This is a genomic window from Streptomyces sp. NPDC059567, from assembly GCF_042735655.1.
Classification (GTDB): Bacteria; Actinomycetota; Actinomycetes; order Streptomycetales; family Streptomycetaceae; genus Streptomyces.
In genome coordinates, this window is the sequence record NZ_JBHWBS010000098.1 from 7,116 (window position 1) to 13,738 (window position 6,623).

Sequence of the window (6,623 nt, forward strand, 5' to 3'; positions counted from 1 at the left end):
CGGGCCCGCCACAAGACCGCGGTTTACCACCCCCCCCCCCCGCCGGGCCCCCCCACAACACCCTCCCCCCCCGCGGCACACCACAGGTCACCGGCGGGGCGTCACGTCAGCGAAGGATGCGACGAACCACCCGATTGGGCGTCATGTCGGGATGCGTCAGATGCGCACGCCGAACTGGAAGGTGCCCATGTAGCTCATCGACTCGTAGCGGACCGAGGCGCCCGGCTTGGGGGCGTGCAGGATCTGCCCGTTGCCCGCGTACAGACCCACGTGGGACAGGCCGTTGAAGAAGACCAGGTCGCCCGGCTTGAGCTGGCTGCGGCCGATCTTCACACCGTCGTTCTGCTGGGTGTAGGTGGTGCGGGTGAGCGTCACACCGGCCTGGCGGTAGGCCCACTGCGTCAGACCGGAGCAGTCGTACGAGTTGGGGCCCTCGGCGCCGGAGACGTACGGCTTGCCGATCTGGGTGGCGGCGGCGCTGAGCGCGGCGGCACCGCGCTGCGAGGCCGGGACCTCGTTGCCGAGGTCGACGCGGTCGCCGGCGGCGCGGCTGGCGCGCTGCTCCTCTTCCTGCATCTTGGCGCGCTCGGCGGCGGTCAGGGTGTTGAGGAGCTTCTGCGCCTCGGCGAGCTTGCCCTGGAAGGTCTTCTTCTTCTCGCCGAGGGTCTTGCGGACGTCCTCGAGGTCGGCGAGCTTCGTCGTCGCCTCGGCGCGCTGCTGGGCGAGGGTGCGCTGCTTGGCCTGGATCGACTGGAGCACGTCGGCCTGCTTGGCGCCGAGCTGGTCGATCGCGGACGCCTTGTCGAGGTAGGTGTCCGGGTCGGAGGAGAGGAAGAGCTGGAGGGCCGGGTCGATGCCACCGGAGCGGTACTGCGCGCTGGCGACCGAACCGATGCTGTCCCGCAGGGTGTTGAGCTCCTGCTGACCGCGGGCCACCTTGTCCTGGACGGCCCCGATCTCCTTCTGCAGCTTGCCCCGGCGCTCCTCGGCCAGGTTGTACTGCTCCGTGGCCTCCTCGGCCTCGTGGTGCAGCTTGTCGACCTTCGACTTCACGTCGTCGATCTTCGGCTTCGGAGCCGCCTGGGCGCCGGTCTGGGCGGAGAGCGCGACGGCCGCTGCGGCGGTCGCGGTGAGCACGGTCACACGGGTGCGGCTCGGCTGCTTGGGACGACGGTGGGACGCCACGAAGGCGATCTCCTTCTTCCTCGAGCCGCCCAACCAGGCTGCGGCAGGCGGTTCCTCCGCTGTCATCCCGGATGGACGATCAACCGCGCGAAGGTTCGAGGCCTGACCCTAGTGACCAAGTTGTGATCAGTTCAAATCCTCATGAGCAAAATCTCGCTCACGCAGCACTTTATTTACACAGACCACACAGGCAGTAGCGGCCACTTGACCGTGCGCCCTCCAGAATTCGGGCATTACGCCCAGGAGTTACGAGGGGTCACGAGGTGCGCGAAAGCCGCTTCAGCAACAAGGCGGACGTGACCGGCCGCGCACCGGCCTTGGCCACACCGTCGGCGACCTCGCGGTCGGTGGAGACCACGACGACCGGCCGGCCCGGCGGCTCGGCGCGCACCAGCTGACGGATCAACTCGTCGGCGGTGACGCCCGGCTTGGAGAAGAGCACCCGCACCCCGCGCGGCGGGGCGAGCAGGACCGGGGCCGCGAGCTCCGCCCCGTCGAAGACACAGGTGATCTCGGCGCCCGAGCGGGCCGCGAGCGCGGAGAGCCCGCCGAGCAGCCGCAGCCGCTGCTTCTCCAACGGCATCGTCGGGTAGCCGGTCTTGGTGACGTTGTAGCCGTCCACGACCAGATGCGCCTGCGGCAGGGCGAGCAGCTGGTCCAGGAGCGCGGGGTCGGTCTCGGAGAGCGCCCGGGCGGCGATGTCCTTCGGCGACATCCGACCGGGCTCCACCGCGTCGACGGTGTCGGCGGGATGGATCGAGACGGGCGGCAGGGCCAGTTCGCGGCGCAGCCCCTGCGCGGCGTCGAGCACCGTGTCGAGCAGCAGGCGCAGCCGCATGTCCTCCACGGAGCGCCCCTCGCGGGCGGCCCGTCGGCTGGCCTCCAGGGCCGCCTCGACCTCGCCGAGCCGGGCCTTGAGCCGCCGGGTCTCGCTCTCGGCGGACGAGACCTGCGCGGCCGCCTCCGCACGGAAGGTGTCGATCTCGGCCTGGACGCGCCGCAGCGCGGCCTCACCGCGCTTCACATCGCTCTGGGCGCTGCGCAACTTGCGATGAAGCGATTCGGCTTCCTTGCGGGCCGCCTCCAGATCGGCGCGCAGCTGCTCGGTCTCCGCGCGGCCGCGCTCCTTGGCGGTGGCGACCTCCTCGCGCAGCCGCTCCAGCTCGCGCCGGCCCGCCTCGTCGGCCCGCTCGGCGTCCGCGCGCTGGGCCTCCTCGCCGGCGGCGGCAACCAGCTTGACCCAGCCCGCGGGGCGCAGCACATAGGCGGCCGCGGCGACGTCGACGGGGTCGGCGGCGGCGGGCGGGGCGCCGGACTCGACGGCCCCGGCCAACTCGGGCTGGGCCTCCTTGAACCGCTCGCCGATCCGCTGCCGGAAGAGCGGGTCGCCCTCCAGGGCAGCGGCCATGGCGTTGCCCGCGAACTTGGCGCGCCGGCTCGCGGTGAACCGCGCGTACTGCCGCAGGGGTGCCGGAAGCTCCGCGACGGTCAGCCCGCCGAAGGCGTCCGACACCAGCGCGACGACCCTCCGCCGTACGCCGTCGGGCAGCGGGCGGTCGAGCGTCTCGGCAGCGTCACCTGCCGCGCCGGCCGGCTCACCACCGTGCGCGGGCTGCTCCACGATCCGTCACCCCATTGTCATACGCACCGCTCCGTCAGGAGGCGGTGCCGGGCCTGTCCACGAGTTCGATCTGATCCACCGCGTTGCACCAGCGGCAGCGGACCGACTCGATGGTCTCACTGACCACCTCGCGCTCCTCGACCTTCGGTTCGCCCGCGAGGTCCAGATGGACGTACTCGACGACCTTGGAGGAGCGGGTCACGTCGAACCGGGTCAGATTGCCGCAGAGCGTGCAGCGCCAGCGGGTCTCGGCGGTCGGCAGGGGAACCGTCGTCATCGTGCCGTCCTCTTTCATGATGCGAGTGCGGGTGCCGCGGTGCGCCGTCGAACTGCGGAGGTACTGCCCGTCACCCTACGGCCTCGCAGGTACCCCGTGTCGCGGCGAGGCACTCTGTCCAGTTGAGCACCGTTACGCAATGATCTATCCATGATCGACCAGCGGCAGACCGACTGGCGGAAGGCGGCCCTCGGCGTCTGGCGGGGCGCCCGGAGCGGACCTGCGGTGACGTACGGCCTCATCGCGGTCTGCTGCTTCACCTTCCTGATCAGCCCGGTGTCCGGCCTCGATCCCGGAAACGGGACCGGAGACGCGGCCCTCGCGGCGCAGAGCGCGTACTTCCACCGCTGGGGAGTCGTGCCGGCCGAGCTGATGAGCAGCGAGCCGGGCACCCTGCTCACCCCGCTCACCGCCCTCTTCGTCCACGGCAGCTGGCTCCACCTGCTCGGGAACATGCTCTTCCTCTACGTCTTCGGCGCGATGGCCGAGGAGCGGATGGGCGCCGTCCCGTTCCTCCTCTTCTACCTCGGCTGCGGCTACCTGGCCCTGCTCGGCTACGCGGCCGCGTACGCGAGCAGCGAGCAGACGCTGGTGGGCGCGTCGGGGGCGATCTCGGGGGTCCTCGGCGCGTTCCTCCACCTCTTCCCCCGCTCCCGGGTGACCAGTCTCTTCCCGTTCCTCTTCTTCCTGCCGCTGCGCTTCCCCGCCTGGATCGTGCTGGTCTTCTGGTTCGTGCTGCAGTGGCTGGCGGCGCGGACGGCCGGGTCCGGGCCCGGGGTTGCCTATCTGGCCCATGTGCTGGGCTTCGCCTTCGGCTTCCTCTACGCCTGGGGGCGGTACAGGGGAAGGGTGCAGCGCGCGTAGCGCCTCGTCGGCAGGGTGGTGGCGCGAGGCGGGCGGGCTAGAGTGAAGGTCCAAGCCGCGGCGACCGAGGGAGTAAGACAGCCGTGATCACCGCGATCGTGCTCATCAAGACCAGTGTGGACCGCATCCCGGAGATCGCGGAGTCGATCGCCGCGCTCGACAGCGTCAGCGAGGTCTTCTCGGTGACCGGCACGTACGACCTGATCGCCATGGTCCGCGTGCCCCGGCACGACGACCTGGCGGACGTGATCCCCGGCCGGATCAGCAAGATCCCCGGCGTCGAGGCGACGGACACGCACGTCGCGTTCCGTACGTACTCCCAGCACGACCTGGAAGCGGCCTTCGCCATCGGCCTGGAGTCCTGACGCCAAGGACACCGCGGTGAAGATGAAGGAATCCTCGTAGCCCGAGGCTCCCCGGGTGCCGCCCGCCGTGCGGCTCGGCTCCACCCCGAGCGACTCGACACCGAGCTCCATCCCGAGCCCCGGCGGCACACCGTCGGCCCCGCCGTCCGACGCGGTGGTGCCCGGACCCTCGGCCACCGGCGACGACACGGCGAGCGCGGCGATGTCGTCCCGGCCCCGGACGGGGATCCGCTGAGTCAGTTCGGCGGCCGTCGCCCGTACCACTCGTACGGGTGCAAGGATGCGGCCCACCCCCACCAGCGATCACATGCACACTCGTTCGCATCCCCTCGGCGGTACGACAGCGGTACGAGCGCTCCGCACCCCGGTGCCGCCCGGCCGGCGGCCCGAGCGGGACGGCTCAGCCGCGGTCCGGGACGCAACGGCCGTCCTCGGTGCGGTACTTCCACTGCGCGCCGTCCCGGACGAGCTCCTTCACGGCCCGTACGAAACGCTCCACGTGCTCGTCGGGCGTACCGGCGCCGAAGCTGACGCGGATGGCGTTGAGCGACTTCTCGCCGGGGGCGGCCTCGGGGGCCCCGCACTCGCCCTGGGTCTGCGGGTCGCTGCCGAGCAGGGTGCGCACCAGCGGGTGGGCGCAGAAGAGGCCGTCGCGGACACCGATGCCGTACTCGGCGGAGAGCGCGGCGGCGAAGTGGGAGCTGTTCCAGCCCGCGACGACGAAGGAGATGACACCGACACGTGGGGCCTCGTCGCCGAAGAGCGAGAGCACCTTCACCTCGGGCACCTCGGCCAGGCCCTGGCGAACGGTGTCGATGAGGTGCTGCTCGCGGGCGACGAGGGTGTCGAACCCGGCCTCGGTGAGCGCCTTGCAGGCGGAGGCGATGGAGTAGACCCCGATGACGTTCGGCGAACCGGCCTCGTGGCGCGCGGCGGTGGTGTGCCACTCGACGTCCACTCCGCCGTCGGCGCGGCGGGCGACCTTCTTGGACGCGCCGCCGCCCGCGAGGTACGGCTCGGCGTCCTGAAGCCAGTCGGCACGGCCGGCGAGGACGCCGGAGCCGAAGGGGGCGTACAGCTTGTGGCCGGAGAAGGCGACCCAGTCCACGTCCAACTCCCGTACGGAGACGGGGTGGTGGGGCGCGAGCTGGGCGGCGTCCAGGACGATCCGGGCGCCGTGGGCGTGCGCGGCGGCGGCCAGCTCCTTGACCGGCCACAGCTCACCGGTGACGTTGGAGGCTCCGGTGACGCAGACGAGGGCGGGACCGTAGGGGTCGCGGTCGGCGAGGGCGCGCTCCAGGGTCTCGACGGCCTGGGCGGGCGTGCGCGGGGCGTTGAGGTACGTGACCCGGGCGTCCTGCCACGGCAGGAGCGAGGCGTGGTGCTCGGTCTCGAAGACGAAGACCTCGCAACCGGCGGGGAGCGTGGCGGACAGCAGGTTGAGCGAGTCGGTGGTGGAGCGGGTGAAGACGACCTGGTCGCCGGGGCGGCAGTCGAGGAACTCGGCGACGGTGACGCGGCTGTTCTCGAAGAGGTCGGTGGAGAGCTGCGAGAGGTACCCGGCGCCGCGGTGGACGCTGCCGTAGTACGGGGCGTAGGCGGCGACGTCGTCCCACACGCGCTGCAGGGCCGGCGCGCTGGCGGCGTAGTCGAGCGCGGCGTAGGTGACCTCGCCACCGGTGACGAGCGGAACGGTGACGTCCCGCCCCAGGACCGGGAGCGGGGCGGCGCAGCAGGGGTCGCCGGCCTCGGAGTCGGTGGCGGTGGCAGTGGCGGCGGCGTTCGGGTACGCGGACATGGCGGTATCTCCTGGCGGGAATGGCAGCGAAGGGCCCGCAGGGCAGCGCGAAGTGGGGTGCCGCATACGGGTGTTGCCTCGACACACGGTGTTCGTGCGGAGGGTGGGAAAACGGGGCCGAAGGCCCTAGCGCATTCGCTTGCTCACGAGACTGCTCCCTTGAGGACCAGGACCCCAGGCCCACACACATTCAGAGCGTGCAGGGGTCCGCGCTTGCCGTAGACCTTGCTGCCTACGGCCTGGTCTTCACCCGGGGCACCCCGCCACGGACGGAGGGTTGCCGGACAGCCAGCCGGGGCTTAATGGCTGTCACTCATGACCTGGCACAGAACGTATGCCACGTGATCGCCGCCGCGCAACCCCGTTCCGGATTCCGGAACGGGGTGCGCGTGGTGCTCCTACCTGTTGCTGGCCGCGATCCAGCGCTCCAGCGCCTGCCTCGCCGCACCCGAGTCGAGCGCCGCGGCCGCCCGCGCGCGACCCGCGCGCCGCGGGGCCCCGAGGGGGGCCCCC

General features: G+C 71.6%; 7 protein-coding genes and 1 riboswitch. Of the genes, 3 read left to right on the forward strand and 4 right to left on the reverse strand.

Translation table 11 applies throughout. The features are described 5' to 3' along the window. Positions 1-156: 156 nt before the first annotated feature. The 3 genes from ACFVZW_RS30690 to ACFVZW_RS30700 all read right to left on the reverse strand — a co-directional run bounded on the left by ACFVZW_RS30690 (position 157) and on the right by ACFVZW_RS30700 (position 3,083). Positions 157-1,185 (reverse strand): NlpC/P60 family protein, encoded by a 1,029-nt coding sequence (locus tag ACFVZW_RS30690; protein ID WP_384528097.1) that lies wholly within the window; start codon positions 1,183-1,185, stop codon positions 157-159. Between the two features lie 256 nt (positions 1,186-1,441). Then, positions 1,442-2,806, reverse strand: coding sequence for an NYN domain-containing protein (locus ACFVZW_RS30695; RefSeq protein ID WP_384528100.1), 1,365 nt, complete (start codon positions 2,804-2,806; stop codon positions 1,442-1,444). Between the two features lie 34 nt (positions 2,807-2,840). Further along, positions 2,841-3,083 (reverse strand): hypothetical protein, encoded by a 243-nt coding sequence (locus ACFVZW_RS30700; RefSeq protein WP_260228851.1) that lies wholly within the window; start codon positions 3,081-3,083, stop codon positions 2,841-2,843. Between the two features lie 150 nt (positions 3,084-3,233). Between ACFVZW_RS30700 and ACFVZW_RS30705 the strand changes: the two genes are divergently transcribed. The 3 genes from ACFVZW_RS30705 (at position 3,234) to ACFVZW_RS30715 (ending at position 4,547) form a co-directional block, all read left to right on the forward strand. Beyond that, on the forward strand, positions 3,234-3,947 hold the full coding sequence (locus ACFVZW_RS30705; RefSeq protein WP_384528104.1) for a rhomboid family intramembrane serine protease: 714 nt from the start codon (positions 3,234-3,236) through the stop codon (positions 3,945-3,947). An 83-nt stretch (positions 3,948-4,030) separates the two neighbouring features. Further along, positions 4,031-4,312 carry an Lrp/AsnC family transcriptional regulator gene (locus ACFVZW_RS30710; RefSeq protein WP_017238849.1) on the forward strand — a complete coding sequence of 94 codons (282 nt, stop codon included), beginning with the start codon at positions 4,031-4,033 and terminating at the stop codon, positions 4,310-4,312. Between the two features lie 55 nt (positions 4,313-4,367). After that, a complete protein-coding gene (locus ACFVZW_RS30715) occupies positions 4,368-4,547 on the forward strand; it encodes a hypothetical protein (protein ID WP_384528107.1) in 180 nt (59 codons plus the stop codon). A gap of 165 nt (positions 4,548-4,712) precedes the next feature. Here the strand turns inward: ACFVZW_RS30715 and ACFVZW_RS30720 are convergent, their stop codons facing one another. Then, a complete protein-coding gene (locus ACFVZW_RS30720; protein WP_384528110.1) occupies positions 4,713-6,110 on the reverse strand; it encodes an aminotransferase class V-fold PLP-dependent enzyme in 1,398 nt (465 codons plus the stop codon). 204 nt (positions 6,111-6,314) lie between these two features. Next, positions 6,315-6,431: riboswitch (SAM riboswitch) on the reverse strand. Positions 6,432-6,623 lie beyond the last annotated feature (192 nt).